The following is a 25,525-nucleotide window of genomic DNA, read 5'->3' as shown; positions in this document are numbered from 1 at the left end:
GGTCGGCGCCGGTGCCGGGCCCACGCCGGTGCCGGGTCGGCGCCGGTCAGTGGACGCTGTCCGTGCACTCCGCCGGGAACAGCACCGCACCCGGCGGCAGTTCGCCCGGCTGCCGGGCTCTCACCCGCAGACACGCTTCGACGGAGCCCTCCGCGGGCGGGTATTCGACGGTGACCCCGCTCAGCTCGGTGACGGCACCGGCGACCTGCATCTCCGCCGCGTGCACGCCGTCGGGGAGACGGCCGGCCAGCACGCCGAAGGCTGCCGTGTCGTCGCCGTCGGCGACGCACTCGCGGATCTCGAAGCGCCAGTGCGCGGCCGCGTCGGCCAGCAGAGCCTTGCCCCGCTTCCCCAGCCCGAACAGGAGATCGGTGCGTGCTCGCAGATGGTGGGCGATCACGCAGCAGAGGGGCACGGCGGTGCCGTCAGGAGCCACCATCCGCGTGTACCCGGCGTGCGGATAGCACGACAGGGCCTCGGCGAGCAGCCCCAACGCGGTGTCCCTGGCCGCCTGGCGACCGCGCTGGGCGATGTCCAGAAGCAGTGGGGCCGCGACCGCGGCGGCCGGGAACACCGCGGCACTGTGGCCGTGGACGATCCCACCGCCGCCGAGCAGCGAGCCGGCCTTCGCCGCCTGCACCGGGTTCGCCGCCTCGGCCAGGGCGCGCATGCCGCGGGCGGCGCGTTCCGGTTCGTACCGGTGAGGAGGGCCGGGCACGGAATCCCAGTCCACCGCGTCGATCTCGTCCAGCACCGTGGCATCCTCGCACAGGTCCGTTTGAACAGGTGGCCGACCAGCGGCACGTGTCGGCGCCGGCCGCTTCGCGCGCACGGTCTACGAGGACGCCTTCCCCGCTCCCCGCCACACCGTCATGTCCGCGTACAGGAAGCTCACCCCGCTGTCCGGCAGCGCGGTCGACTTCACCTGGACCACGAGCAGGGCGATGTCGCCGGACGGGTGCTCGACGCAGATCTCGCTGCCCGCCGCCACCGCGGCCAGCGGCAGCTCGTGGCTGTCGGCACCGTCAAGAGCGATGCGACACGCGTCGAGGCCGCCTCCCGGGTCGCCGTACACCACGTTCAGCACGCTGGTGTCGCTCTCCAGGGCGCAGCTGTCCGAGTCGCAGACGAAGCGGATGTCCCCCTTGCGGTCCTCTCGCCCCACCGGCTCCTTGATGTCGAGTGAGTTCTTCTCGTCCAGCCAGGTGAGGGGGTAGCCGACGGCGCGCGGCGTCTCGTGCGCGGCCGAGGAAGGGCTCGACGCGTCCGGCTGCTCGCCGCCGGTGCCCGACGCCCGGCTCTCGCCTCCCGATCCCTCCGCACCGGCCCCGGCACGCCCCGCCGGTGACGACGCCGACGAGCGGGCGGTCCCCTCGGGGCCGGGCGTCGAGGATGCCGCCGCGCTCCGGTCGCCGCCCCGGTCGTCGGACTCCCTGGCCTTCCACATCAGGCCTGTCAACAGCAGCGCGCCCGCCGTCACCGTGGCCGCCGAGATCAGGGCGACGCGGCTGCGGCGGGCCCGGCGACCGTCCGGCCGTGCCGGGTGCGGTCGCGCGATCAGCGGCAGCGTGTGGACCGGGGTGGGGTCGGGCAGCTGGGCGGGGATCGCCGGCTCGGAGCCGGTGTACTCCCGCCAGACGGCCGGTCCGCCGCCCGCGTCGGCGTCCCGGCCCAGCCGCTGACGGCACCACTCGACGACCTCGGCCGGGGTGGCGCGCTTCGCGGGGTCGGCGGCCAGGCACCGTGCCATCAACGGCCGGAGCTGCTCGGGCAGGAGGGACAGCTCGGGCTCGGAGTGCACGATCCGGTACAGGATGCCGACCGAGGAGCCCTCCCCGTACAGCGGTCTGCCCAGTGCCGCGAACGCCGCCGTCTGACCGAGTGCGAAGACGTCGGTCGCCGGGGTCACGTCACCGGTGGACGCCTGCTCGGGCGCCATGAAGGACGGTGTGCCGACGGCGGAGCCCGTCGCGGTGTGAGCGGTGAGGTCGGCGGCGAGCGAGATACCGAAGTCGATCACTCGCGGCCCGTCCGCGGCCAGCAGCACGTTCGACGGCTTCAGGTCCCGGTGCACGATGCCCGCCGCGTGGATGGCCTGAAGTGCCTCGGCCACGCCCGCCATCAGCCACAGCACCGCGGGCACCGGCAGCGGTCCGTGCCGGGTGACGGCCTCGGCGAGGGAGGGTCCGGGCACGTAGAGCGTGGCGAGCCAGGGCGGTACGCCGTCGGCGTCGGCGTCGATCAGCTCGGCGGTGTACGCGCCGCGGACCCGCTGGGCCGCCTCGATCTCGCGGCGGAACCGGCGACGGAAGTCCGGGGCGTCGGCGAGCTCCGGCCGCACCACCTTGATCGCCACGGGCCGGCCGCCCTGGGTGTGCGACAGGTAGACCCGGCCCATGCCGCCGGCGCCGATCCGGGCGGCGAGGCGGTAACCGGCCACCGTGTGCGGGTCGTCCGCCTGAAGCGGCTGGAACACCTCGGTCGCGTTGTCCATCGGCTGTCGTCCCCCTGCTGCTCCGGCGCCCGGACACCCCGTTCGCCACTCCCCCAATGTGCTGATCCTAAGAGGCGTGCGGCGGTCGCGTCGGACCGGATCCCGGACGCCCCGCCCACGCGGTGGGAACGTGCCCATAGAGTGCGGGGTGTCCCGACGACCACCGCCGAACAGGAGAAGCACGTGACCGAAGACCCCGTCCGTTGGGGCGTCCTGGCGACCGGAGGCATGGCCGCCGCCTTCACCGAGGACCTGCTGCGCTTGCCGGACGCGCGGGTCACCGCCGTCGGGTCCCGGTCGGCCGAGTCCGCGCAGCGGTTCGCGACGCGGTTCGGCATCCCCCGCGCCCACGGCAGCTGGCGGGAGCTGGCCGCCGATCCCGAGGTGGACGTCGTGTACGTGGCCACCCCGCACGCCCAGCACGTCGCGGCGGCGACGGCCTGTCTGGAGGCCGGCAAGCCGGTGCTGTGCGAGAAGCCGTTCGCGCTCAGCGGCCGGCAGGCCCGGCAGCTGACCGAACTGGCCGAGAAGCAGGACCTGTTCATCATGGAGGCGATGTGGACGTGCCTCAATCCCACCGTGCTCCGCATCGCGGAACTCGTGGCCGACGGCGCCATCGGCCAGGTCCGCGCCCTGCACGCCGACTTCGGAGGACGGGTGACCGCTCCCCCGGAGCACCGGTTGTGGGACCCCGCGGCCGGCGGCGGCGCGCTGCTGGACCTGGGCACCTACCCGGTCTCCTTCGCCCAGCTCGTCCTCGGCGCTCCCGACACCGTCACCGCCCACGCGACCCTGTCGCCGCAGGGTGTCGACGAGCAGACGGGCATCCTGCTCGGCTACGCCGACGGTGCCTTGGCGGTCCTGTCGTGCTCGCTGCTCGCCGTGGACGAGCGCCGGGCGGCGGTGTACGGCACCACGGGCCGCATCGAGATACCGGCCGAGTTCTACAACCCCCGCTCCTTCGTCCTGCACCGGGACGGACACGAACCGCGGACCGTGACCGCCCCACCGCAGGAGGGCAACGGCTACGGCCACCAGGCGCGGGAGGTCATGCGCTGTCTGCGGGCCGGGCTGACGGCGTCGCCGCTGATCCCGCCGGCGCACACCCTCGCGGTGATGGACACCCTGGACGCGGTGCGCGAACGGATCGGGGTGCGCTACCCCGGGGAATGACCGTCCGCCGGCCGATCCGGAGCCGGCGGGCCCCCGGGCCGGTGAACGCGCCGAGCCCGTCCTCCGGTCCGGTGATCCGGGCCGGAGGACGGGCCGCGGTGCGGCACCCGTGCGGGGCGGACGGTGGGTGCCGCACCGGGCCGGGGTCAGGCGCCGGGCAGGACGCCGGTGCGGGCCACCCGGGAGTACCAGCGGGCGCTGGCCTTGGGGATGCGCCTGCCGGTCGGGTAGTCCACGTAGACGGCGCCGAAGCGCTTGCTGTAGCCGTGCGCCCACTCGAAGTTGTCCAGCAGCGACCACAGGAAGTACCCGCGTACGTCGGAGCCGTCGCGCAGCGCGTCGTGGACGGCGGCCAGGTGGTCGCGCACATAGGCGATCCGGGCCGGGTCGTTGACGTTGCCCTCGGGGTCGGCGTAGTCGTCGAACGCCGCGCCGTTCTCGGTGATGACCAGCGGCAGCTCCGGGAAGTCGGAGGACAGCCGGCGCAGCAGCTCGTACAGACCGGTCGCGTCGATGGCCCAGCCCATGGCGGTGGTCTCGCCCGGGGACTGGTGGAAGGCGACCTCGTCGGCGCCGGGCCACGGGCTGAACTCGCTTCTGCCGTGGCCGTCGGAGGTGTGGGTGCCGGTGCCGTCGGCCCGGGAGACGAGGGTGGGCGAGTAGTAGTTGACGCCGAGGAAGTCCAGCGGCTGGTGGGCCGTCTCCAGGTCGCCGTCGCGCACGAAGGACCAGTCGGTCAGCGTCACGGTGTCCTTGAGGAGATCCTCCGGGTAGGCGCCGCGCAGCATCGGGCCGGTGAAGACGCGGTTGGCCAGTGCGTCGATGCGGCGGGCGGCGTCGGTGTCGGCCTCGGTCGCGGTGAGGGGGCGTACGTGGTGGATGTTGAGGGTGACCGAGCACTGGGCGTCGGCGCGGACCCGGTCGCGCACCGCCTGGACGGCAAGGCCATGACCGAGGTTGAGGTGGTGGGCGGCGCGCAGCGCGGCGACCGGGTCGGTGCGGCCGGGGGCGTGCACTCCGGAGCCGTAGCCGAGGAAGGCGCTGCACCAGGGTTCGTTGAGGGTGGTCCAGGTGCGCACCCGGTCGCCGAGGGCGTCGGCGGCCAGGGCCGCGTACTCGGCGAACCGCTCGGCGGTGGCGCGCTCGGGCCAGCCGCCGGCGTCCTCCAGCTCCTGGGGCAGGTCCCAGTGGTAGAGGGTGGCGACGGGCTGGATGCCCTTGTCGAGCAGTTCGTCGACGAGGCGCCGGTAGAAGTCGAGTCCCTTCTGCACGGCGGGGCCGCGGCCGGTGGGCTGGATGCGCGGCCAGGCGAGCGAGAAACGGTAGGCGCCGACGCCGAGTTCGGCCATGAGGGCGACATCCTCGCGCCAGCGGTGGTAGTGGTCGGTGGCGATGTCACCGGTGTCGCCGTTGCGGACCCGGCCCGGGGTGCGGGCGTAGGTGTCCCAGATGGACGGGGTGCGGCCGTCCTCGGTGGCGGCCCCCTCGATCTGGTAGGAGGCGGTCGCGGTGCCCCAGAGGAAGCCCTTCGGGAAGGTGCGGGCGGCGTCCGGGGCGGACGCGGTCTGCTGCTGTGCTGCGGTGACCACGTATGTCCTTTCGAGAGTGGGGTGAGGCGGAGGGGCGGGATCGGTCGGGGCGGGCTCGGTTGAGGCCGGGTCGGTCGGGGAGGGCTCGGTTGAGGCAGGGTCGGTTGCGGCGGGGTCGGTCGGGGCGGGGTCGGTTGGGGCGGGGTCGGTCGGGGCGGGGTCGGTTGGGGCCGGTCGGAGAGGGTGGGTGATGGGGGTGGCTCGTGGGGCGGGTCAGCCCTTCACCGCGCCGGCCATGATGCCGCTGACGATCTGCCGGCCGAAGACGATGAACATCGCCAGCAGCGGGAGTGTGCCGAGGAGTGCGCCCGCCATGATCAGGGACTGGTCGCGGACGTATCCGGCGCTGAGCTGGGTGAGGGCGACGGGGACGGTCGGGTTGGTCATGTCGAGCACCACGAACGGCCAGAAGAAGTCGTTCCAGGCGTGCACAAACGTGATCATGAAGAGGACCGCCATCGCGGGCCGCGCGACGGGCAGCACGATGCTCCAGAAGATCCGCAGCGAGTGCGCGCCGTCCACCCGGCCGGCCTCGACCAGTTCGTCGGGCAGCGCCTCCGAGAGGTACTGCCGCATGAAGAAGACGCCGACGGCGCTCACCAGGGTGGGGAAGATGACGGCGGGCAGCTGCTGCGACCAGCCCAGCTCGGACATCATCATGAAGAGCGGTACGACACCGAGCTGCGGCGGCACCATCATGGTGCCGATCACCAGCATGAGCAGGACGTTGCGGCCCTTGAAGCGCAGCTTGGCGAAGGCGAAGCCGGCGAGGGTCGCGAACATCACCGTGGACAGGGCGATCACACCGGCCACGATCGTGCTGTTGATCATGGCCTTGCCCATGGCCGCCTCGTCCCAGGCGCGGGCGAGGTTGCTGAACAGGTTCGGTCCGGGCAGGAACGGCGGCGGTGTCTGGCTGACGCGGGTGTTGTCGGTCGAGGCCGCCACCATCGTCCAGTACAGCGGGAAGATCGACACGATCGCGGTGATCGCGAGCAGGACATAGGAGAGCGGCCCCGCGTGGTGCTGGCGGCCGGCTCCCTGGCGGAGCAGCCGGCGGCCGCCGCGGGCGGTGGTCTTCGGAGCGAGGGTGCGGGCCGGCGCGTCCGTCCGGACCGGGAGGCTTTCTGTGGTCATGACGACTCCTGGTCAGGACGTACGGGCGCGCAGGCGCTTGAACAGGCGCTGCGCCACGAAGACGAGGACGAGCAGCAGGAACATCGCCCAGGCGACCGTCGCCGAGCGGCCCATCTGGTAGTTCTTCCAGCCCTCCTCGTACAGCAGCAGGCCCAGGGTCTGGTACTGGTTGTCGGCGCCGCCGGTGACGCCGTTGGGGCCCTGGCCGAAGATCAGCGGCTCACCGAAGAGCTGGGTCGCGCCGATGGTGGAGAGCACGATGGTGAAGACGATGGTGGAGCGGATCCCGGGCACGGTGACATGGGTGAACTGCTTCCACCGGGAGGCGCCGTCGATGGCCGCGGCCTCGTAGCGGTCGGCGGGGATGGCCTGCATGGCGGCGAGGTAGAGCAGCGCGTTGTAGCCGGTCCAGCGCCAGATGACGATGGTGGAGATCGCGGCCTGGGCAGGCCATTTGTCGGCCTCCCAGTTCACCGGGTCCAGGCCGACCGTGCCGAGCGCCCAGTTGATCATGCCGAAGTCGCGCTCGAAGAGCATGGTGAAGACCAGGGCGGCGGCGCCGACCGAGGTGGCGTACGGCACGAGCGAGGCGACCCGGAAGAACAGCGAGCCGCGCATCCGGTAGTTGAGCAGGTGCGCCAGGCCGAGGGCCATCAGCAGCTGCGGCACCGTGGAGATGACGCCGATCGTGATGGTGTTGGCCAGTGCGTTCCAGAAGCGGTCGTCGTTCCACAGCTCGACGTAGTTGTCGAAGGCCACCCACTCCATGACGTCCAGGGTGGCGAGCTCCACCCGGTGCAGGGAGATCCAGGAGGTGTAGACGAGGGGGTAGAAGCTGAACGCGGCGAACACGACGAAGAACGGTGCGACGAAGGCGTAGGGGGCGCCCTTGACGTCGAGGCGGTGCAGCAGCGCGCCGCGTCGCCGGCCGGCGCCTTCGCCGCCTGCGGTCGGGGACGGACCCCGACGGGCCTCGCCGGCCTGGGCCTTGGTGGTGGAGGTGGCCACCGGACTTCCTTCCTGAGAGCGGATGAGTGGGCCGGGGCCCGGGCCGCCGTCGTCGCGGACGGGCGGCCCGGGCGGCCGGTGCGGGATACGGTCAGCCGACCGCCTTCTCGATGCGCTCCGCGGTGGTGTCCCAGGCCTCGTCGCGTGAGGTGCCCTGCTGCTCGATCAGCGTCAGGCCCTGGGAGAAGGTGTCCTTGATCGTGCCGTCCTTGCGGCCCAGGACCTGCTTGTCCGGGATCTCCTGGGCGGCCGCGCCGAAGATCTCACCGATCGGGGCGTTGTCGAAGTACTCCGAGGTGACCTTCTTGACCTCGGGGCTCTCCAGCGCCTGCTGGGAGGACGGGACGCTGCCCTGCTTCTCGAAGATGTGGGCCTGCTGCTCCGGCGCGGTCAGCCAGGCGACGAGCTTCTTCGCCTCCTCCTTCACCGGGCTCTGCTCGACCACGCCGAGGAAGGAGCCGCCCCAGTTGGCGCCCTTGGGGGCCTTGGCGACATCCCACTTGCCCTTGTTCGCCTCGCCGGCCTTCTCACCGATGTGGCCGAGCATCCAGGCCGGACAGACGGCCGTGGCGAAGGTGCCGTTGGCCAGGCCGGGGTCCCAGCCGGGCTGGAACTGGCGGAGCTTGGCGGTCAGGCCGTCCTCGGCGGCGTCCGCGGCGAGGTTCCAGGCCTCCTTGACGGCCGGGTTCTTGTCGTAGATCAGGTCGCCCTGCTCGTTGTAGTACTGCTCCGGGTAGCCGTAGACCATGGCGTTGAACAGGCCGCTGGCCGCGTCCATGTAGGCCACGTCACCGCCCTTGAAGTCCTTCTTGAAGGTGCGGCCGACCTCGACGTACTTCTTCCAGTCGCCCTCCCACAGCTTGGCGACCTCCTCGCGGTCGGTGGGCAGACCGGCCTTCTCGAAGTAGTCCTTGCGGTAGCAGACCGCCATCGGGCCGATGTCGGTGCCGAGGCCCAGCACCTTGCCGTCCTCGGTGGTGATCTGGGACTGCTTCCACGGCAGGAAGTGGTCGGTGCCCTGCACTCCGGCGAAGTCCGCGAACTTGTCGGCCTGGGTGTCGACGATCTCCTTGGCCCGGCCGATCTCGATGCCCTGGATGTCCTTCAGGCCCTTGCCGGCGGCGAGCCGGGTCTGGAGCGCGGTGTAGTACGTCTGCTCGTCGCCGGCTATCTCGGCCTTGATGTCGACGTTCGGGTTCTCCTTCTCGTACTGCTCCAGAAGGCCGGTCTCCTTGAAGCCCATCACCCCGTACATGCCCATGGTGATGGTGACCTTGCCGTCCTTCTTGCCACCGCCCGTGACGGAGTCGTCACCGCCGCCGCAACCGACGACGAGCGCGAGCGCGCCGACGGCGGCGACGGCCGCGAGCGCTCCGGTCCGCGATGACCTTCGAACGATTGCCATGTTTCTTCCTCCAAGCGACGGCGCCGACTGCGCCGGAGCAGCGGGTTCCGCGACGACTGCGGTGGTGGGCGTTTTGTCGGTGGGCACGTTCCCACCGAGGGGTGGGAACGTGCCCACCGATGGATGGAAGACTCGTGGCAGGGGTCGGCCATGTCAATAACTTGAAAACAATTGGCCACGGGGCGCCGGTTCCGGTGTTCGGTTCGTGACCCCGGTGGGGGTGCTGTCCCCGGCACCGCGTCTGCCACAATTGCCGCTGGTCACGTCCGCGGTCCGGGCCGCCGCGACTGCTGCCGGGAGGAGCACATGACAGGGAACCGCCGTCCCACGATCAAGACAGTCGCCGCCCACGCCGGGGTGGGGCGGACCACGGTGTCCCGTGTCATCAACGGCTCCGAACTCGTCAGCGCCGACGCGCGCGCCAGGGTCCTGGCCGCGATCAAGGAGCTCGACTACGTCCCCAACTCGGTCGCCCGCGGACTGGTCACCAACCGCACCAACGCGGTGGCGCTGGTGATCCCCGAGTCGGAGAGCCGGCTCGGCTCGGAGCCCTTCTTCGCCGCCCTGATCCGCGGCGTCAGCGGCGCGCTCTCCGAGACCCGCACCCAGCTCCAGCTGATGCTCGTCCGTGACCAGTCCGAACGCGACCAGCTGACGGCGTCGGTGGCGACCCGCCGCGTCGACGGGGTGCTGCTGGTCTCGGTCCACGCCCACGACCAACTGCCCGGCATGCTGGAGGAGATGGGCCTGCCGACGGTACTGGCCGGCCGCCGCGACGAGAGCGAGCGGCTGAGCTACGTCACCTCCGACAACGCCGGGGGCGCCGCCGCCGCCGTCCGCCATCTGCTGGCCGGCGGCCGGCGCCGGGTCGCCACCATCACCGGCGCGCTCGACATGGACGTCGGCCGCAGCCGGCTCGCCGGGTGGCGCGCCGCCCACGAGGAGGCGGGCGTCCCGGCCGACGAATCCCTCGTCGAGGTGGGCGACTTCACGGAGGACGGCGGACGTCGGGCGATGCGTTCGCTTCTTGAACGTGCGCCGGATCTGGACGCCGTGTTCGCCGCGTCCGACCTGATGGCCGTCAGCGCGCTCAGTGAACTGCGCCGCCAGGGACGGCAGGTGCCGGGCGATGTCGCCGTCGTCGGTTTCGAGGACTCCGTACTCGCCCGCCACACCAACCCGCCACTGACCACGGTCCGGCAACCGGTCGAGGAACTGGGCCGCACCATGGCCCGGATCCTGCTCGACGAGATCACCGAGACCGACCCGGAGCCACGGCAGTTGACGCTGCGTACGGAGTTGGTGGTGCGGGAGTCCTCCTGAGGTGCGCGGCGGGGACTTCGAGATCCCTGCACTGCACTGCACTGCTCCGCCCTGCTCTGCACCTGCCCTGTCCCTGCCTGCGCGTCGGGTCGGCGCGGCGCCGGGCTGCGGCGTGTCGGCTGTGGCCGGATACTGGGCTTGTGGGCGGCCGTACTGCCGGCGAGTGCGGGCGTCGGCAGATCCGCGACCGATGCTCCCGGCGGGCGGCAGCCATGAACCACCCTGATCATGAGCACTGGGGGCCGCGGCCCGCGTCCGGAGGAACGGCGCGGTCCGCAGGCAGCGCAGCGGCGACCCGGCCGCCCGCCAGACGGAGACGCCGCGTCTTCTGGTGGGTCTTCCTGGCCATCCAGGTTCTTTTCGTGATCTGGATCGTGTCGGGGGTGAGCGGCAGTTCGGGGCAGCCGTCGGACTGCGACGCGCTCGGTGCGGAGAGTTGCAACGACGCGGAGACGGTCGGCACAGCCATCGGTGTCGGACTCGTCATCGTCCTGTGGGCTGTCGTCGACCTCATTCTCGGGATCGGTTACGCGGTCTGTCGCCTGGCCGCACGCAAGTAGGCCGGCCTCCTTCCGTTGCCTCGGCCTCCGCACCGGACCCGGCAGTGACCCGTGGTCCGTCGTGCCGCGCGAGTGTGGCCGGATCGCCCCGCTCCGGGCGACAATCCGTCACATGCGCGGTTTCCCGCACCTGCATGGATCCTTGTACCAGCGTTGTGCGCCAGTGGAGTCGTCGTCCTGTCCGGCCGGGCGAGGTCACCGGGCCTGGCGCCGCGCGGGAGTGTCGTGACAAGCGCCGGTTCCTCGGGGCCCCGGCGGCAGGACCGGCGGCTGCGTCTGGCGCGGGAGTGGGACGAGGTCGTCGCGCGGGCGCGCCGGCTGGACGGCTTCGCCGACTTCCTGCGACCACCCCGGTTGGCGAGCGTCATGCCCGCCCTGGCCGACGGACCGGCGGTGGTCCTCAACGTCAGCCGGTACCGGTGCGACGCGTTGGTCGTACGCACCGACGGAGTGGAGCTGGTCCCGCTGCCGGGGCTGACGGCCGAGGAGGCGGTGAGCGAGGCCAATGCCCACCTCGCGGCTGTCCGGGAGACGCAGGAGGCGATAGAGGAGTTCGCCGTCCTCAGGGCCGGGTTCGAAGCGGGTGAGCTTCCCGCCGAGGCGTTCCGCCGGTACCACGAGGCGCGCGTCCGGCTCGATGACGTACGCCGTTCGACGGAGGCCCGGCTGGCCGCGGTGGCGCGGTGGATGTGGGACGCGGTGGCGGAGCCCGTTCTGGACGCGGTAGGTCTTCGCGGTAGGCCCACCGCCGAGGGCGACTGGCCGCTCCTCAAGTGGTGCCCGACCGGGCCGTTCACCACTCTGCCGCTGCACGCGGCGGGCCACCACGGGGCGGAGGCGGGGCGCTCGGTGCTGGACCGGGTCGTCTCCTCCTACACGCCGACACTGAGGGCGCTCGTCGCCGCCGGGGGTGCCGGTCCGCGCGGAGGCACCCGGCCGGTGCGGGGCGGGAACGACGGGCTGCTGCTCGTCTCCGTTCCGGAGGTGGCCGGTCAGGTGCAGCTCGCGGGTGTGACCGCCGAACGGGGCCTGCTCGAACGGCTTCTGCCCACCGACATGATCACCGTGCTGCACGGCGCCGACGCGACCCGGGCCCGTGTGCTGGCGGAACTGCCGCACCACCGGTGGGTGCACTTCAGCTGTCACGGCGACCAGGACGTCACCGATCCGGGCAATGGCGGGCTGCTGCTGCACGACGGCCGGCTCACGGTCACCGAACTCGCGGCCCGGGGACACCCCGCCGACTTCGCGTTCCTGTCCGCCTGCAAGACCGCGACCGGCGGCATCGCCCTCGCCGACGAGGTGGTGAGCCTGGCCGCGGCGCTGCGGTTCACCGGGTACCGGCATGTGCTGGCCACGCTGTGGTCGGTGTACGACACGGCCGCCACCGATGTCGTCGCCGATGTCTACGCCGCCCTGGTCTCCCCCGGCGGGGGTCTCGTGCCCGAGCGGTCGGCCCAGGCGCTCCACCGGGCCGTGCGCGGGCTGCGCGACACCGGCCCGCTGAGCTCCTGGGTGCCCTTCGTCCACATCGGCCCCTGACGGCGGCCCGGCACACGGTCCCCTGGAGGTATCTCGTGGCACGTGACGACAGAGGTGACGACGCGGGTCGAGACGGAAGTGACGACGCGGGTGACGACAGCGCGCTCGGCACGGACGGGCATGCGCTGCCGTACCGGGAGAGCACTGAACAGGGCTTCGCGGAGACCGCCGCGCACAGCTTCGTGAGCGCGGCGTACGAGGAGGGTGTGCTGCTGAGCGGGCCGTGTCCGCGCTGCGGCTGCCTGATGGAAGTCGCGCTGGTGCGGGAGGTGTTCTCGAGGCACGTGTTCTCCCGCCGCCTCTCCCCCGGCCGTGACTACCGGACACCGGAGGACGTGCCCCGCCTGGAGCCGTTGATCTGTACGTGCGTCACCCCGCACGAGAACCGGCCCGAAGGGCGAGCCGGGTGCGGGGCCTACTGGCTGCACCCCCTCACGGGAGGCAGGCCGTGAGCGACGACCCTCCGGGGCCGGCGCGCGCCACGCCGGCCGACCTGCTCCGCGCCCAGCACCGGGAACGGCTGCTGCGCGACGAACTGCCCCGCGTCCGCGAGGCGGCGACCGCGTGGCGCAACGGGCTCGGCGTGCTGCTCGCGGGCCTCGGCGCCTTCGGACTGGTCAAAGGGCGTAGCGACGTCGGTCAGTTGGCGTCGGCCTGGTCGGTGGCGGCGGGCGCGCTGCTCGGCGGTGCGCTGCTCGCGGGCGCCACCGGAGCCCTTCTTCTGCTGCGCGCGGCCCACGGCCGTCCCGCCGTCCTCCCGGTCGGTGAGCTGCCCCCGCATCCGATCGCCGAGCGCAGGGAGGCCGGGGCGGCGGCGCGGGCGCTGCGCATCGGCATCGCCTGCACACTGGGCTGCGCGACGCTGCTGGTGACCGCGGTCGGCATCACCTGGTACGGCCCCGGCAGAACGGGCCCGCGCCTCACGGTGGTCACGCCGAGCGGGAGTCTGTGCGGTTCCGTGATCCGGGCCGGCGGAGGAACGCTCGAACTGGCCACTCCGCTCGGGGAGATGACCGTACGGCTGGACGAGGTGCAGGCCCTCCGGCCGGTTGCCGCCTGCCCGCCCCCGTGATCGCGCCCCGGGCCCGTCCTCCCACCGAAGGCGAGGGAACCATGAGCGACCCCGAACCGGACGCGCCGCGCCTCCCCGGCGCGTTGCGGGCCCGTGTGCGTGCCTTCGACAGCGACGACGACCCGCGGCACGTCCTCGACCCGGAGGCGGTACGGGAAGCGGAAGCCGTCGCGCGGTACGCCCACGAGGTGCGGGCCGCCGGGGAGCGCCGGCTGTTCCTCGAATCCGCGGCCGCGCTGGCGGAGTTCCACTGGCGGCACGGCCATCTCACCGAGGACACCGCCGAGGCGCAGCGCTCGGTGCGCTGGTTCACCGAGCTGTACCGGGCCGATCCCCGCTACGTGCCGGCGGAGATACGGCGGATCATCGTGTCCGCGCGCGGCGCCCCGCTCGACTGGTACCTGACCCTGGCGCAGGACCTGCTCGACCACGCCGACCGCGTCGCCCTCGACGAAGCGGTGCACCTCGCCCGGTCCGCCGTGCTGGTGGCCGGCGCCGAGGCGCGTTCCCGTGGCGCGGCGCTCCGCGTGCTCGCCGCCGCGCTCACCCACCGGTTCGACGTCCTGCGGGACCGCACCGACATCGACGAGGCGGCGGCCGTGGGCAAGGAGGCGGTGTCCATGGTGGAACGGGGCGGTGGGCCGCTGCTCACGCTCCTCGGGAATCTCACCGCCACTCTGAGCATGAGGTTCGACGTCTCCGGGGACACCGCGGACCTCGAAGCCGCCGCGGCGGCCGGGCACCGCGCCCTCGCGCTCACCGACTCGGCCCCGGCCCCGTCCCCCACCTCGACGCTGCCCCCGACCTCGGACGCCAACGACCTCGCCGGTGTCCAGGCCAATCTCGCGACCGTCCACTCGCGGCTCTACTGGCGCACCGGCGATCCCGGAGAGCTGGACGAGGCGATCGAGCTGGCCCGGGCGGCGGTCCGGACCGGGCCGAGGCATCCCGAGGCCGGCGGCCACCGGTACAACCTCGCGCTGTTCCTGCTGCGCCGCTACCGGCGTACCAGGCTGTCCGCCGATCTCGGCGAGGCCGTCGTGGCGGGCCGGCAGGCGGTCGCCGTCACCGCATCCGGGCACTACGAATGGCCTGCCTACGCCGCACTGGCCGCCCGGCTCCTGTCGCTCCGCGCCTGGCGCACCGCCTCCCGCACGGATGCCGTGGAGGCTCGCTCGCTCGCCGAGGCGGTGCTCGACGCCTTGCCGCCGGAGCACCCGGACGGACCGGGCCTGCGGTCGCTGTGCCGGACCGTCGGCGACTCGATGACCCGATGGCTCGACCAGCCTCGGGAAGCGGCCCTGGACGAACTCATGGCCGACGTGGGCGATGCGGCCCGCCGGGCGCTCGCACGGGGGCAGAGGTCGGGAGACGCCACGGAGATCGCGTCGGCGGTGTCCTCGCTCACCCATGTCACGGAGGCCCTGCCGCCCGGTCATCCGGCGATGGCCGGCTACCTGGCCTCGCTGGCGAGCGGCCTCCTGCTCCAGTACGAGCGCGTCGGCGACCCGCAGGCGCTGGACGAGGCCCTCGTACAGTCCCGGGCAGCCCTGGAGCTGACCGGTGCGGACGACCCCGACCTCAGCGACCGCTGGGCCACCTACGCGCACGCTCTGCGGCTACGCCTTCAGGACGCCGAAGACCGTGCCGCCGAAGACCGTGCCGCCGAAGACGGTGGCCCCCACGACGGTGGCCCCCACGACGGTGGCTCCCACGACGGTGACGCGGGCGTCGACGCCCGGCTCGACGAGGCCGTCACAGCGCTCCGCGCGGCCGTCGGCGCGGCGCGGAACCCCGAGGACGCGGCCAGGCTCGGCAACAACCTCGCCGTCCTGCTGCGGAGTCGCTCGCGCCGGCGCGGGGACCTCGCGATGCTGGACGAGGCGATCGCGCGGGGGCGGCGCGCGGTCGAGGCGGGACTCCCGGACGCCTTCCACCGCCCGACCAGGCTCGCCAACCTCGCGACCAGCCTGCTGCACCGCCACCTAAGGCGTCCCGGCGCGGCCGACGACCTGGACGAGGCCGTCGCCCTGGCCGAGGAGGCGGCGAGCTCCGTACCCGACGGGCACATCTTCGCGCAGAAGATCCACGCGGAGTGCGCCGCGGTGTTCACCGTGCGGTACGAGGCGCGGGGACGCGCGGACGATCTCGAACGGCTGGTACGGCACCGGAGGGCCGCCCTGCGGTGCACGCCGCCCGGTCATCCCAGCCGCTCCGACAACGCCCGGTTCCTCGCCCTGGCGCTCCACACCGCGTACCGGGCGAGCCCGGAGCCGGCGACCGCCTATGAGGCCCTGGACCTGGCTCGCGAAGCCCTCACCGCACTCACCGCCGGCAGCGCCCCCCGCCCCGCCGCCGGTCACGCGCGAAGTGCCGCCGCACGGCACGAGGAGCTGGTCGAACTGCTCGCCGGGCTGCTGGCCCTGGTGATCCGCGACGGCGACGACGACCCCGCCCACGGGCTCTCACGGATGTGGGCGATCCTCGAACTGACCCGGCACGGTCATCCGCGGTACGCGGAGGCGTTCGACGTCCTGGAGGTGACGGCGGCGCTGGCGAACGAGCTCCACGCGGGCTTCCTCGCCGGGGGCGATCCGGGTCTGCTGGACGAGGCCGCGGAGCTGCTGCGTTCGGCGCTGGACGGCACCGCGGCGGACGATCCGCGGACCTTCCCGTGCCGGGTGGCGCTGTGCGGGGTGCTGGGGTCGCGCTTCGACGCGCGGGGGGACGCCGCGGACCTGGAGGAGGCGCTGGCCGTGTTCGACCGGCGTGCCCTTCCGGCGGAGGGCCTGAGCGGCTTCGCGCTCGCGCTGCTGCGGCGCCACCGGCTGACCGGCGCCGGCCCGGACATCGACACCGCCATCGAGGTGTTCCGGCTGGAACTCGGTCACCTGCGGGGCGCCCGGTCCGGGCCCGAGCCCGAGCAGTCCGACGTGCGGCGGGAGCTGATCGCCTGCCTCACGCATCTCGGCAGTGCGCTGCGGGAACGACACGAGTCCACGGGCCGGGTCGCGGACCTCGACGAGGCCGTGGAGCACTGCCGGCAGGCGCTCGCCCTGGACCCGGACCACCCCGTACTGCTGTCGAACCTCGGCGGCGCGCTGCGGCGGCGCTCCGAGCCGGCCGGCGATCAGGACGGCCTCGACGAGGCGATCGGCCTGCTGCGGCGGGCCGCCGAGCGGGCACCCACCGCGCAGACCTGGTTCAACCTCGCCATGGCCCACGTGGTCCGGCTGGACGTGACGTCCGACGACGGTGACTACACGGCGGCCCGCACCCACCTCCAGGCCTCCGTCGGCGCGGACGGCCCGGCGACGGCCCGGCTGCGAGCGGCCCAGCAGTGGGCCCGGCTGGCGCTGTCTCGCGGGGACTTCCCGTCCGCGCTCGCGGCCTCCGAGGCCGCCGCGGCCCTGCTGCCGCTGGTCGCCTGGCGGGGACTGAGCCGGGACGGCCAGGAGACCGTGCTGGCCGAGCTCAGCTGGTGGGCCGCCGACGCGGCCGCCGCAGCGGTGTCCGCCGGACGGCCGGAGCGGGCGCTGGAGCTCCTGGAGGACGGCCGTGCCGTCATGTGGTCGCAACTGCTCCAGCTCCGCTCGGATCTGGAGCTGCTGCACGCGACGGCTCCCGAGCTCGCCGCCCGTCTCCACGAGATCCGGCACGCTCTGGAGGAGGCCGAGGGCTGAGCACGACGACTGGCAGCGGCCGGCCGTCGGTACGCGGGCAGCCGTCGGCCCTCCCGTGGGGAGGGCGGGAGGGACGGCGCGGCCCACGCCGGTGCACCGGGGCGGGGCCGGAGCGGCGGCCTTCGGTCGAGGATCACCGCTGGTCACAGCATTGCACTGGTTTCAGCCACACAACAGGGTCGTGACTGAAATTCGTGGTCGCCGCGCTCGTCGGGCGCGTCAGCGCCGGTCCCTGTCCAGTTCCTCGTCCAGCGCGAGGGCCGCCGTGATCAGCGCGAGGTGGGTGAACGCCTGCGGAAAGTTGCCGAGTTGTTCGCCGGTGGGGCCGATCTCCTCGGCGAAGAGGCCGACGTGGTTGGCGTAGGTGAGCATCTTGTCGAAGGCGTAGCGGGCCTGCCCGGTGCGCCCGGCGCGGGCGAGCGCGTCGACGTAGAGGAAGCTGCACAGCGAGAAGGTGCCCTCGCTGCCGCGCAGGCCGTCGGGCGAGGCGGCGGGGTCGTAGCGGTAGACCAGGCTGTCGGAGACCAGTTCGGTGTCCATGGCGTCGAGGGTGGCGAGCCAGCGCGGGTCGCGGGGGGTGATGAAGCCGACCGCCGGCATGAGCAGCAGGGAGGCGTCCAGGACGTCGCCGCCGTAGTGCTGGACGAACGCCTTGCGCCGGTCGCTCCAGCCGCGCTCCATGATCTGCCGGAGGATCGTGTCGCGGGCCGCGGTCCAGGCCGTAAGGTCGGCGGGGCGGGCCGTCTCGCGGGCCACGCGGATGCCGCGGTCGAAGGCCGCCCAGCACATCAGGCGGCTGTAGGTGAAGTCCTGCCGGCCGCCGCGGGTCTCCCAGATGCCCTCGTCCGGGCGGTCCCAGTGGTCGACGAGCCAGTCGAGCACACCGGACAGGGCGAGCCAGCCGTCGTAGGCGGCGAAGTGGGCGAGGTCGTCGGTGCGGGTGAGGGCGTGGACGGCCTCGCCGTAGATGTCGAGCTGGAGTTGGCCGGCGGCGCCGTTGCCGACCCGGACGGGGGCGGAGCCGCGGTAGCCCTCCAGATGGGGCAGGGTCTCCTCGGGCAGCTCGGGGTCGCCGTCCACTCGGTACATGATCTGGAGCGGTTCGCCGGTGACCGTGCCGTCCGCCCGCAGCCGGTCGCCCATCCAGCGGCGGAAGGCGTGTGCCTCCTCGGTGAAGCCCAGGCCGAAGAGGGCGTGGACGGACAGGGAGGCGTCGCGCACCCACGTGTAGCGGTAGTCCCAGTTGCGTTCGCCGCCGATCCGCTCGGGCAGGCCGGTGGTCGCCGCCGCGACGGGGGCGCCGGTGGGGGCGTAGGTGAGGAGCTTGAGCGTGATCGCCGACCGGTTGACCGTCTCCTGCCAGCGGCCCCGGTAGCGGCTGCGGCGGATCCAGCCGTGCCAGAAGGCGCAGGTCGCCTCGAACTCCGCGCGGACGCTCTCGCGGGTCGGCTGGGCGGGCGGCTCGCCGCCCGCCGCGCACACCGTCAGCAAGGTGGCCGCCAACTGTCCCTGCCGCAGCTCCACCACGGCGTGGACGTCATCGTCCCGTGGCTCCAGCGTCACCGGTCCGAGGGCCTGGAGGTGGGCGTCCGTGCCGGGGCCGGCGAAGTGGGCCGTGCCCTCGTGGAGGGTGAGGCGGTGGCCCGCGCGGCCGTAGTCGAAGCGGGGGCGGCAGGAGAGGGTGAAGCGGACCCGGCCGCGGGTGGCCCGCATGACACGGACGAGCCGGTGCCGGTCGGTGGGCGTCTCGGGGTCGGTGAACGGCATGAAGTCGACGACCTCGCCCACGCCGTCCGGGGTGAGGAAGCGGGTGATGAGCACGGCGGTGTCCGCCAGGTACAGCTGGCGGGTGGTGACGTCCGGGCCGTCGACGGTGAGGGCGAAGTGGCCGCCGCGGTCGTGGTCGAGGAGTGCGGCGAAGAGGCTGGGCGAGTCGAACCTCGGGGCGCAGAACCAGTCGACGACTCCCTCGGCGGAGACCAGGGCGACCGTCTGGAGGTCTCCGATCATCCCGTGGTCCTCGACGGGTGGGTAGCGCCGCATGGGGATCGATCCTTTCGGCACGCGCGTCCGCGGTGACCTCCGTGGGCGGGCCGTTCGCCGTCCGCCCGGCCCGCTTTACCTTGGCGCGCTGCCGGGCCGGCCGGCCAGAGGGCCTGCGCCGTGCGGGTGACCGGCCGGCGCGCACGCCGTGCGGGGCCGTTGGTGTGAATCACCGGCGTCCCGGCCGCCCTGGGAGTGCGGGTGCCGCCCGGCGGTTCTTCACTGGGAGGACAGCCAACCGGAGCGGGCAGGGAGCGGCATGGGACGACAGGTGACACGCGGGGCGACGGCCGTCGTGCTGGCGGCGGTCCTGGCGGTCGGGGTGAGCGGCTGCTCGGACGGCGGCGACGGCGGCGGGTCGAGCGCCGCGAGCAAGGCGGCCTCCGCGGCCGAGTCCGCGGCCGGCGAGGTCACCGCCGCGGCCTCCTCCCTGGCCTCCGAAGGTTCCGCGGCCCTGGCCTCGGCCACCGCGGAGGTCCGCGACCAGCTCGACTCGATCAAGGGCGGTGTGGACGCCAAGGACGAGGTGCGCCTCGGGAGCACGAGCGTGACGGACGATCACGCCACCGTCACCGTGACCGCGCGGAACACCGCGGACTCCCAGAAGAGCTTCGCCGTGCAGGTCGACTTCAAGGACCAGTCCGGAAATCTCCTGGACGCGGTGGTGGTGACCGTCTCCGACGTGGCCGCCCAGGGCTCCGGCACCGCCACGGCACGCAGTACGCGCAGCCTGTCCGGTGAGGTGAAGGCGGAGGTCGGAACGGCGCTGCGCTACTGACGGCAGACCGCCCGCAGCCCCACGGCGACCGCCCGCAGACCGACGGACACCGGCGGCACATCGACGGCACGTCGACGGCACATCGACGGCAGTACGCCGGTACGGCACATGGACGGCAGTACGTCGGTACGGCACATCGACGGCAGTACGTCGGTCAGGAGTCTCCTGGCGTGGTCGAGGCGATCAGGTGGTCGACGACGTCGGGCAGACCCGAGCGGCGCCGGTAGGCGCCGCGCTGGCGTCCGGCGCCGTCGCCGACGGCCCGCAGTCGCGACCAGCCCGCGGACACCGACTCCAGGTCGCCGTGGCGCCGCAGCGCCGGCCCGATCCACGCCAGCAGCTGGTCGACGCGGGCCGTCGCGGCGATCAGCCGGCTGCTGGGCAGCTCGACGCTCCGCCCGGCCAGACCATCGCGCGCCGCGCGCCAGCAGGCCGCGCGCAGCACCTCCGGCCGCGGCCGCGGGGCCGCCTCACCCGCGTCGACGGCCCGCCAGGCGGTGGCGACCATGGCCCTGACGATCGCGGCCAGCAGGACGGTCTCCTCGGCTCCGGCCGTGGCGTCGGGCACCCGGATCTCCAGGGTCGGCACATGGTCCGACGGCCTGATGTCCCAGTAGAGGCCACCGCGGTCCATGACGGCCCCGGTCTCGATGAGGTGGCCGACGAGTTCGTCGAAGTGCGCGGGCGACTCGAAGTACGGCGGCGGTCCGGCGACCGGCCAGCGCGCCGTGGTCATGGTGCGCCAGCTGGCGTAACCGGTGTCCCGGCCCTCCCAGTAAGGCGAGTTGGCCGACAGGGCGATGAGGGCCGGGATCCAGGGGCGCAGGTGGTTGCTGATGCGCAGGGCGAGCCGCCGGTCCTCCACACCGACGTGGATGTGGCAGGCGCAGGCGGTCTGCTCGTCGTCCAGGGCGCGGAAGACGGCCACGCTGTTCGCGTACCGGGCGCCCTCGGAGAGGGGCGTGGGGTGTGACTGGCCGAGGACGGGGGTGCCGCTGGAGATGATGCGTAAGCCCTGTCTGGCGGCGGCGCCGGCGACGATGGCCCGCATCGACCGGATCTGTTCGCCGAGGTCGTCCATCCGGGTGTGCGGGTCGGTGCGCGCCTCGACCTGATAGGCGGTCAGTTCGGGTCCGACCCGGTCGCCCAGCCCGGCCGAGGCGGCCTGTTCCAGCACCTTCTGCGCCTGTGGGCTCACCTGCCGGGTCACCGGATCGACCAGCAGGTACTCCTCCTCCACCCCGACCGTCAACGGCTGCGACGCCCTCTCGGTGTCCATAGCGGCCAGGGTGCCATGAACGGGAGCGGGGGCGCAGGGCCGGAACCGGCGGTTTCGCGGCCGGGGCCGAGGCGCGGCACACGACCGCGCCGGGCGTAGGTACCACCGCGCGTCAGTACCTCTGCCCGTCAGTACTGCTGTGCGTCAGTACTGCTGTGCCTTGGCGATCTCGGCGGTCAGCTGTGGCTCGGGAGGCTTGCGGCTGATGGCGAGCGGCTGGGCCCGCTCCCCCGGCTCCAGGTCCTCCGCGCCGACGTACCGGGTCTCGGCCACGTTCCCGTCGGGATCGCGGAAGTCGACCTGGACCGCGTAGGAGGCGGTCTCGTCGGAGCGGTTGGTGATGCTGACGACGACGGCGAGCAGACCGCCCGTCTCGGACCTCGGCTTGCCGGTGAGCGACACGTCGGAGGTGGCGTTGCCCCGCCCGTCGACGTCCTTCAGTTCCCGCTCGGCGGCCTGGTTGGCGCGCTCGACCTCCGCGGACACCGACGCCTCGAACTCGGAGGCGCGTGCGGAGGCGGAGGAGGCGGCGGCCGAGGCCGCGGCGCGGGCGGACTCCTTGACGGACTCGCCGACGGACGCCAGGGCGGACGGCGGAGTGCCGGAGAACGACGCGGTGTCGGGCGCCGTCGGGGTGGGGCTGAACGAGGCCCCGCTGTCGCTGTCGTCGTCCGCACCGCAGGAGACGAGTGAGACCGCGCTCACGGCGGCCAGGACGACACCGGCGAGAGAGGTCGCGGCCCGGCGCCGCCGAGGTGACCTCTTCGCCGTCGACACGCGGGATCCCATACGGTGAGGTCCTTTCCCTCGCTGTGGTGTGCGGGCTCCTGAGCGGCCGCTCCGCACCGTGCCCGTTCGCCCGGCCGGCGTGGACCACCGGTGCTCGCCTCCACCATCGGCCACCGGCCCGGCCTCCGCATCCCAGGCGTCCCCCGCAGGCGACCCCGGAGGCGCCCCCGGAACGTGCCCGCCCCGTCCGAGGGCGCCACCGAAGAGCCGTAACAAAAGATGCGGTGCGCGTTCCGTTCGTCAAAGGCTGGTGCCGTTCCTTCCGACGGCCTGGATCCGTTCGACGACCGGCGGGCGAGCCGCACAGGTGAGGTGACGCATGACCCGTACGGAGGCCACGGACGACTCCCCCGCCGAGTCCCGCACCGCCAAACTGACGTTCCCCACCCTGACCGCCATGGTCGTGGGTTCCATGGTGGGCGCCGGGGTGTTCTCGCTGCCCCGCCGCTTCGCGGAGGAGACCGGTGTCGCGGGGGCGCTCGTCGCCTGGGTCATCGCGGGCACCGGCATGCTGATGCTCGCCCTGGTCTTCCAGACGGTGGCGATCCGCCGGCCCGACCTGGACGCCGGTGTGTACGCCTACGCCAAGGCGGGTTTCGGCGAGTACCTGGGCTTCTTCTCCGCCTTCGGCTACTGGGCGAGCGCCTGCGTCGGCAATGTGACGTACTGGGTGCTGATCATGTCGACCATCGGGTCGGTGGCGCCCGCACTCGGTGAGGGGGACACGGTGCTCGCGGCGGCACTGTCCTCGGTCGGGCTGTGGGGGTTCTTCTGGCTGATCCTGCGCGGGGTGAAGGAAGCCGCGTCGATCAACAGGATCGTGACGGTCGCGAAGATCGTGCCCATTCTCGTCTTCATCGTGCTCGCGCTGTTCTACTTCGACGCCTCCGTGTTCGCCGACAACTTCGGTGGCGCCGACTACGCCGGCTCGCTGTTCAGCCAGATCCGCGGGACCATGCTCGCCACCGTGTTCGTGTTCCTCGGCGTGGAGGGTGCCAGCGTCTACTCACGGCACGCCAAGCGCCGCGAGGACGTGGGCCGGGCGACGATCCTCGGCTTCCTCAGCGTCTTCGCCGTCTTCGCCTCGGTGACCATCGTGTCGTACGGCATCATGCCCATGGCCGAGATCGCCGAGCTGCGCCAGCCGTCCATGGCGGGCGTGCTGGAACACGCGGTCGGCACCTGGGGTCAGGTCTTCGTGAGCGTCGGCCTGATCGTGTCGGTGCTGGGCGCCTATCTGGCCTGGACCCTGATGGCCGCGGAGGTGCTGTTCGTCGCCGCGAAGGACGACGACATGCCGCGCTTCCTGCGCCGGTCGACTGCCGGCGACGTACCGCTGCCGGCCCTGCTGATGACGACCCTGCTGTCCCAACTGGTGCTCGTCGTGACGCTGTTCTCCGACGACGCCTTCAACTTCGCGCTCAACCTGACCAGCGTGCTGTCCCTGATCCCGTATCTGCTCGCGGCGGCCTTCGCCGCGAAGATGGCCTGGCGGTGGCGGCGGTCGGCCGACCGGGGCCGGGACCCGCGCACCCGGGAACTCGTGGTCGGTGTGGCGGCCACCGTGTACACGGCCTTCCTGCTGTACGCGGCCGGACCCAAGTTCGTCCTGGTGTCCTTCATCGTCTACGCCCCGGCCACCTTCCTGTTCGTCAAGACGCGCCGCGAGCTGGGCAGACGCCTGTTCTCCCGGCGCGAACTGGTCATCCTCCTCGTCTCGGCCGCGGGGGCGGTACTGGGCCTCGTCGCGCTGGCGGCGGGCTGGATCGAACTGTGACGTCCCACCGCGACCGGTTGTCAGAAAGGGCACGACATGACAGTGCGGGACAACGGACCGAAGCCCTCGCACGGGGTCCACTCCGAGGTCGGCCGGCTGCACAAGGTGCTGGTGTGCGCGCCGGGCCTCGCGCACCGCAGGCTCACCCCGACCAACTCCGACGAACTGCTCTTCGACGACGTCATGTGGGTGGAGAACGCCCAGCGCGACCACGCCGACTTCGTGGGCCGGCTGCGCGAGCGGGGTGTCGAGGTCGTCGAGCTGCACGACCTGCTCGCCGAGACCATGGCGATCCCCGAGGCCCGCGCCTGGCTGCTGGACCGCAAGATCACCGCCAATCAGGTGGGCCTCGGCCTGATCGACGACACCCGTTCCTTCCTGGAGACCCTGGAGCCACGCCGCCTCGCCGAACATCTCGTCGGTGGCCTGGCCGTGGCCGATCTGCCCGACGACTTCCGCTCCGGTTACATCGCGCTGGCGCGGGAGTCGACCGGCGCCCGCGAGTATCTGATGCCGCCGCTGCCGAACACGCTGTACACCCGGGACACCACCTGCTGGCTCTACGGCGGTGTCACCCTGAACCCGCTGTACTGGCCCGCCCGGCACGACGAGACCCTGCTGATGAAGGCCGTCTACACCTTCCACCCCGACTTCAGGAACGCCACCGTGTGGTGGGGCGACCCCGAACGGGACTGGGGCGAGGCCACCTTCGAGGGCGGGGACATCATGCCGGTCGGCAACGGCGTGGTGCTGATGGGCATGAGCGAGCGCACCTCCCGGCAGGCGATCACCCAGGTCGCGGCGGCCCTCTTCGCGGCGGGGGCCGCCGAGCACGTCATCGTCGCCGGCATGCCGAAGCTGCGCTCGGCGATGCACCTGGACACCGTGTTCACCTTCGCCGACCGTGACCTGGTCACGCTCTACCCGCGCATCATGGACGCCGTCCACGCCTTCTCCCTGCGGCCCTCCGACAAGGCCCCCGGCCTCGACATCACCGACGAGGGCTCACGGCCGTTCACCGACGTGGTCGCCAAGGCCCTGCGGCTGCCGCGGCTGCGGGTCGTCGAGACCGGCGGTGACGTGTACGCCTCCGAGCGCCAGCAGTGGGACAGCGGCAACAACGCCGTCGCCGTGGAACCGGGCGTGGTGTTCACCTACGACCGCAACACCCACACCAACGCGCTGCTGCGGAACGCGGGCGTGGAGGTCGTCACCATCGTCGGGGCGGAACTGGGGCGCGGGCGCGGGGGCGGGCACTGCATGACGTGTCCGCTCATCCGTGAGCCGGTCGACTTCTGATCGGCGTGGGCGGCTCCGCCCGCCGGGCCTCTCGCCGGCGCGGGGCCTCGTCGTCGGGGACGTCGGGGGAAGCGAAGTGGAACGGCACCCCGAGCCGGCCGGCCAGGGCCCGTCCCGCCTCCGCGGCGGCGGCCTGCGCGGTCGCGCCCGGGCGGTGACGGACGGTCGCCAGACATCCCTCCTCGGCCGGTCCGTCGAGGACGGCGACCAGGAGCACGAACCAGCCGTGGACGGTGTCGCCGTCCCAGAGGGCCTCGATCGCCGCCACCCGGCCGGGAAGGGCGGCGGCCCGGGCCGCGAGCGAGTCGACGTCGAGCGGGTCGGGCGGCCTGCGCCGCACGCGGTCGCCCAGTGCCTCGTAGCGGGTGTGCACCACCCGCTCCGCGTCGATCAGCCCCAGGCCCAGCGGGTGCAGCGCCTCCCACACGGCTCTCACCGCCATCAGGCGGCGGTCGCCGAGCACCTCGGCGTCGACCTCCTGGCGGGTCCGCTCGTCCAGGTAGGTCCACCAGCCGCTCATCGGGACCCCCGCTCGGGTCTCGTGCCGTACGCCATGCGCCGAACGTACCTCGCC

21 protein-coding genes are annotated in these 25,525 nt (G+C 72.8%); 10 read left to right on the top strand and 11 right to left on the bottom strand.

The genetic code is table 11. The features are described from left to right. Positions 1 to 46: 46 nt before the first annotated feature. Positions 47 to 754, bottom strand: coding sequence for a hypothetical protein (locus ABT232_RS30495; protein ID WP_351845743.1), 708 nt, complete (start codon positions 752 to 754; stop codon positions 47 to 49). Between the two features lie 81 nt (positions 755 to 835). Further along, on the bottom strand, positions 836 to 2,494 hold the full coding sequence (locus ABT232_RS30490) for a serine/threonine-protein kinase (RefSeq protein WP_351845741.1): 1,659 nt from the start codon (positions 2,492 to 2,494) through the stop codon (positions 836 to 838). A 183-nt stretch (positions 2,495 to 2,677) separates the two neighbouring features. On the opposite strand from ABT232_RS30490, the gene ABT232_RS30485 reads away from it, so the two are divergent. Then, a complete protein-coding gene (locus ABT232_RS30485; RefSeq protein ID WP_351845739.1) occupies positions 2,678 to 3,667 on the top strand; it encodes a Gfo/Idh/MocA family protein in 990 nt (329 codons plus the stop codon). Positions 3,668 to 3,813: 146 nt separating this feature from the next. On the opposite strand, the gene ABT232_RS30480 is transcribed toward ABT232_RS30485, so the two are convergent. The 4 genes from ABT232_RS30480 to ABT232_RS30465 all read right to left on the bottom strand — a co-directional run bounded on the left by ABT232_RS30480 (position 3,814) and on the right by ABT232_RS30465 (position 8,806). Then, positions 3,814 to 5,256, bottom strand: a complete 1,443-nt coding sequence (locus ABT232_RS30480; RefSeq protein ID WP_351845737.1) for a GH1 family beta-glucosidase — start codon at positions 5,254 to 5,256, stop codon at positions 3,814 to 3,816. A 213-nt stretch (positions 5,257 to 5,469) separates the two neighbouring features. Next, positions 5,470 to 6,393 carry a carbohydrate ABC transporter permease gene (locus tag ABT232_RS30475; RefSeq protein WP_351845735.1) on the bottom strand — a complete coding sequence of 308 codons (924 nt, stop codon included), beginning with the start codon at positions 6,391 to 6,393 and terminating at the stop codon, positions 5,470 to 5,472. Between the two features lie 12 nt (positions 6,394 to 6,405). Then, positions 6,406 to 7,401 carry a carbohydrate ABC transporter permease gene (locus tag ABT232_RS30470; RefSeq protein WP_351845733.1) on the bottom strand — a complete coding sequence of 332 codons (996 nt, stop codon included), beginning with the start codon at positions 7,399 to 7,401 and terminating at the stop codon, positions 6,406 to 6,408. 91 nt (positions 7,402 to 7,492) lie between these two features. After that, positions 7,493 to 8,806 carry an ABC transporter substrate-binding protein gene (locus tag ABT232_RS30465; RefSeq protein ID WP_351845731.1) on the bottom strand — a complete coding sequence of 438 codons (1,314 nt, stop codon included), beginning with the start codon at positions 8,804 to 8,806 and terminating at the stop codon, positions 7,493 to 7,495. Positions 8,807 to 9,112: 306 nt separating this feature from the next. Here ABT232_RS30465 and ABT232_RS30460 point away from each other — a divergent pair, with 306 nt between their 5' ends. From ABT232_RS30460 to ABT232_RS30435, 6 genes are all read left to right on the top strand, one after another. Continuing rightward, a complete protein-coding gene (locus ABT232_RS30460) occupies positions 9,113 to 10,129 on the top strand; it encodes a LacI family DNA-binding transcriptional regulator (RefSeq protein WP_351845729.1) in 1,017 nt (338 codons plus the stop codon). 362 nt (positions 10,130 to 10,491) lie between these two features. Further along, positions 10,492 to 10,689, top strand: a complete 198-nt coding sequence (locus tag ABT232_RS30455; RefSeq protein ID WP_351845727.1) for a hypothetical protein — start codon at positions 10,492 to 10,494, stop codon at positions 10,687 to 10,689. A 225-nt stretch (positions 10,690 to 10,914) separates the two neighbouring features. Then, positions 10,915 to 12,231 carry a CHAT domain-containing protein gene (locus tag ABT232_RS30450; protein WP_351845725.1) on the top strand — a complete coding sequence of 439 codons (1,317 nt, stop codon included), beginning with the start codon at positions 10,915 to 10,917 and terminating at the stop codon, positions 12,229 to 12,231. Between the two features lie 35 nt (positions 12,232 to 12,266). Next, on the top strand, positions 12,267 to 12,683 hold the full coding sequence (locus ABT232_RS30445) for a hypothetical protein (RefSeq protein ID WP_351845723.1): 417 nt from the start codon (positions 12,267 to 12,269) through the stop codon (positions 12,681 to 12,683). Then, entirely contained in the window at positions 12,680 to 13,303 is a 624-nt protein-coding gene (locus tag ABT232_RS30440) for a hypothetical protein (RefSeq protein ID WP_351845721.1), read from the top strand. The genes ABT232_RS30445 and ABT232_RS30440 overlap by 4 nt, the downstream gene beginning before the upstream one ends. A 41-nt stretch (positions 13,304 to 13,344) precedes the next feature. Next, the gene (locus tag ABT232_RS30435; protein WP_351845719.1) at positions 13,345 to 16,986 is read left to right on the top strand and encodes a hypothetical protein; all 3,642 of its coding nucleotides are present in this window, start codon (positions 13,345 to 13,347) and stop codon (positions 16,984 to 16,986) included. Positions 16,987 to 17,205: 219 nt separating this feature from the next. Here ABT232_RS30435 and ABT232_RS30430 read toward each other — a convergent pair whose 3' ends face one another. Beyond that, positions 17,206 to 19,029, bottom strand: a complete 1,824-nt coding sequence (locus ABT232_RS30430) for a glycoside hydrolase family 15 protein (RefSeq protein ID WP_351845718.1) — start codon at positions 19,027 to 19,029, stop codon at positions 17,206 to 17,208. Positions 19,030 to 19,288: 259 nt separating this feature from the next. Here ABT232_RS30430 and ABT232_RS30425 point away from each other — a divergent pair, with 259 nt between their 5' ends. Further along, positions 19,289 to 19,807 (top strand): hypothetical protein, encoded by a 519-nt coding sequence (locus ABT232_RS30425; RefSeq protein WP_351845716.1) that lies wholly within the window; start codon positions 19,289 to 19,291, stop codon positions 19,805 to 19,807. Here ABT232_RS30425 and ABT232_RS30420 read toward each other — a convergent pair. From ABT232_RS30420 to ABT232_RS30410, 3 genes are all read right to left on the bottom strand, one after another. After that, positions 19,801 to 19,944 (bottom strand): hypothetical protein, encoded by a 144-nt coding sequence (locus ABT232_RS30420; protein ID WP_351845714.1) that lies wholly within the window; start codon positions 19,942 to 19,944, stop codon positions 19,801 to 19,803. The genes ABT232_RS30425 and ABT232_RS30420 overlap by 7 nt on opposite strands. Positions 19,945 to 19,961: 17 nt before the next feature. Then, complete coding sequence (locus ABT232_RS30415) at positions 19,962 to 21,086, bottom strand: carboxylate-amine ligase (RefSeq protein ID WP_351845712.1); 1,125 nt, start codon at positions 21,084 to 21,086, stop codon at positions 19,962 to 19,964. A 144-nt stretch (positions 21,087 to 21,230) separates the two neighbouring features. Beyond that, a complete protein-coding gene (locus ABT232_RS30410) occupies positions 21,231 to 21,875 on the bottom strand; it encodes a hypothetical protein (RefSeq protein WP_351845710.1) in 645 nt (214 codons plus the stop codon). Between the two features lie 319 nt (positions 21,876 to 22,194). Here ABT232_RS30410 and ABT232_RS30405 point away from each other — a divergent pair, with 319 nt between their 5' ends. Continuing rightward, positions 22,195 to 23,652 carry a basic amino acid/polyamine antiporter gene (locus ABT232_RS30405; protein WP_351845708.1) on the top strand — a complete coding sequence of 486 codons (1,458 nt, stop codon included), beginning with the start codon at positions 22,195 to 22,197 and terminating at the stop codon, positions 23,650 to 23,652. A gap of 36 nt (positions 23,653 to 23,688) precedes the next feature. Further along, positions 23,689 to 24,951: an arginine deiminase gene (locus ABT232_RS30400; RefSeq protein WP_351845706.1), complete on the top strand. Its 1,263-nt coding sequence runs from the start codon at positions 23,689 to 23,691 to the stop codon at positions 24,949 to 24,951. Here ABT232_RS30400 and ABT232_RS30395 read toward each other — a convergent pair. After that, on the bottom strand, positions 24,926 to 25,471 hold the full coding sequence (locus tag ABT232_RS30395; protein WP_351845704.1) for a hypothetical protein: 546 nt from the start codon (positions 25,469 to 25,471) through the stop codon (positions 24,926 to 24,928). The two genes, ABT232_RS30400 and ABT232_RS30395, sit on opposite strands and share 26 nt — an antisense overlap. Positions 25,472 to 25,525 lie beyond the last annotated feature (54 nt).

Origin of the sequence: Streptomyces sp. NPDC001532 (genome assembly GCF_040298625.1) — a bacterium.
Taxonomy (GTDB): domain Bacteria; phylum Actinomycetota; class Actinomycetes; order Streptomycetales; family Streptomycetaceae; genus Streptomyces.
Note: the sequence above shows the minus strand (reverse complement) of the source record. Positions and strands in the feature narration are given on the sequence as shown.

Excerpts from the sequence above, each read along its gene's own strand:
- ABT232_RS30490 (WP_351845741.1), bottom strand. The coding sequence starts at position 2,494 with ATGGACAACGCGACCGAGGTGTTCCAGCCGCTTCAGGCGGACGACCCG.
- ABT232_RS30475 (WP_351845735.1), bottom strand. The coding sequence starts at position 6,393 with ATGACCACAGAAAGCCTCCCGGTCCGGACGGACGCGCCGGCCCGCACC.
- ABT232_RS30465 (WP_351845731.1), bottom strand. The coding sequence starts at position 8,806 with ATGGCAATCGTTCGAAGGTCATCGCGGACCGGAGCGCTCGCGGCCGTC.
- ABT232_RS30460 (WP_351845729.1), top strand. The coding sequence starts at position 9,113 with ATGACAGGGAACCGCCGTCCCACGATCAAGACAGTCGCCGCCCACGCC.
- ABT232_RS30435 (WP_351845719.1), top strand. The coding sequence starts at position 13,345 with ATGAGCGACCCCGAACCGGACGCGCCGCGCCTCCCCGGCGCGTTGCGG.
- ABT232_RS30430 (WP_351845718.1), bottom strand. The coding sequence starts at position 19,029 with ATGCGGCGCTACCCACCCGTCGAGGACCACGGGATGATCGGAGACCTC.
- ABT232_RS30425 (WP_351845716.1), top strand. The coding sequence starts at position 19,289 with ATGGGACGACAGGTGACACGCGGGGCGACGGCCGTCGTGCTGGCGGCG.
- ABT232_RS30420 (WP_351845714.1), bottom strand. The coding sequence starts at position 19,944 with ATGTGCCGTACCGACGTACTGCCGTCCATGTGCCGTACCGGCGTACTG.
- ABT232_RS30415 (WP_351845712.1), bottom strand. The coding sequence starts at position 21,086 with ATGGACACCGAGAGGGCGTCGCAGCCGTTGACGGTCGGGGTGGAGGAG.
- ABT232_RS30410 (WP_351845710.1), bottom strand. The coding sequence starts at position 21,875 with ATGGGATCCCGCGTGTCGACGGCGAAGAGGTCACCTCGGCGGCGCCGG.
- ABT232_RS30405 (WP_351845708.1), top strand. The coding sequence starts at position 22,195 with ATGACCCGTACGGAGGCCACGGACGACTCCCCCGCCGAGTCCCGCACC.
- ABT232_RS30400 (WP_351845706.1), top strand. The coding sequence starts at position 23,689 with ATGACAGTGCGGGACAACGGACCGAAGCCCTCGCACGGGGTCCACTCC.
- ABT232_RS30395 (WP_351845704.1), bottom strand. The coding sequence starts at position 25,471 with ATGAGCGGCTGGTGGACCTACCTGGACGAGCGGACCCGCCAGGAGGTC.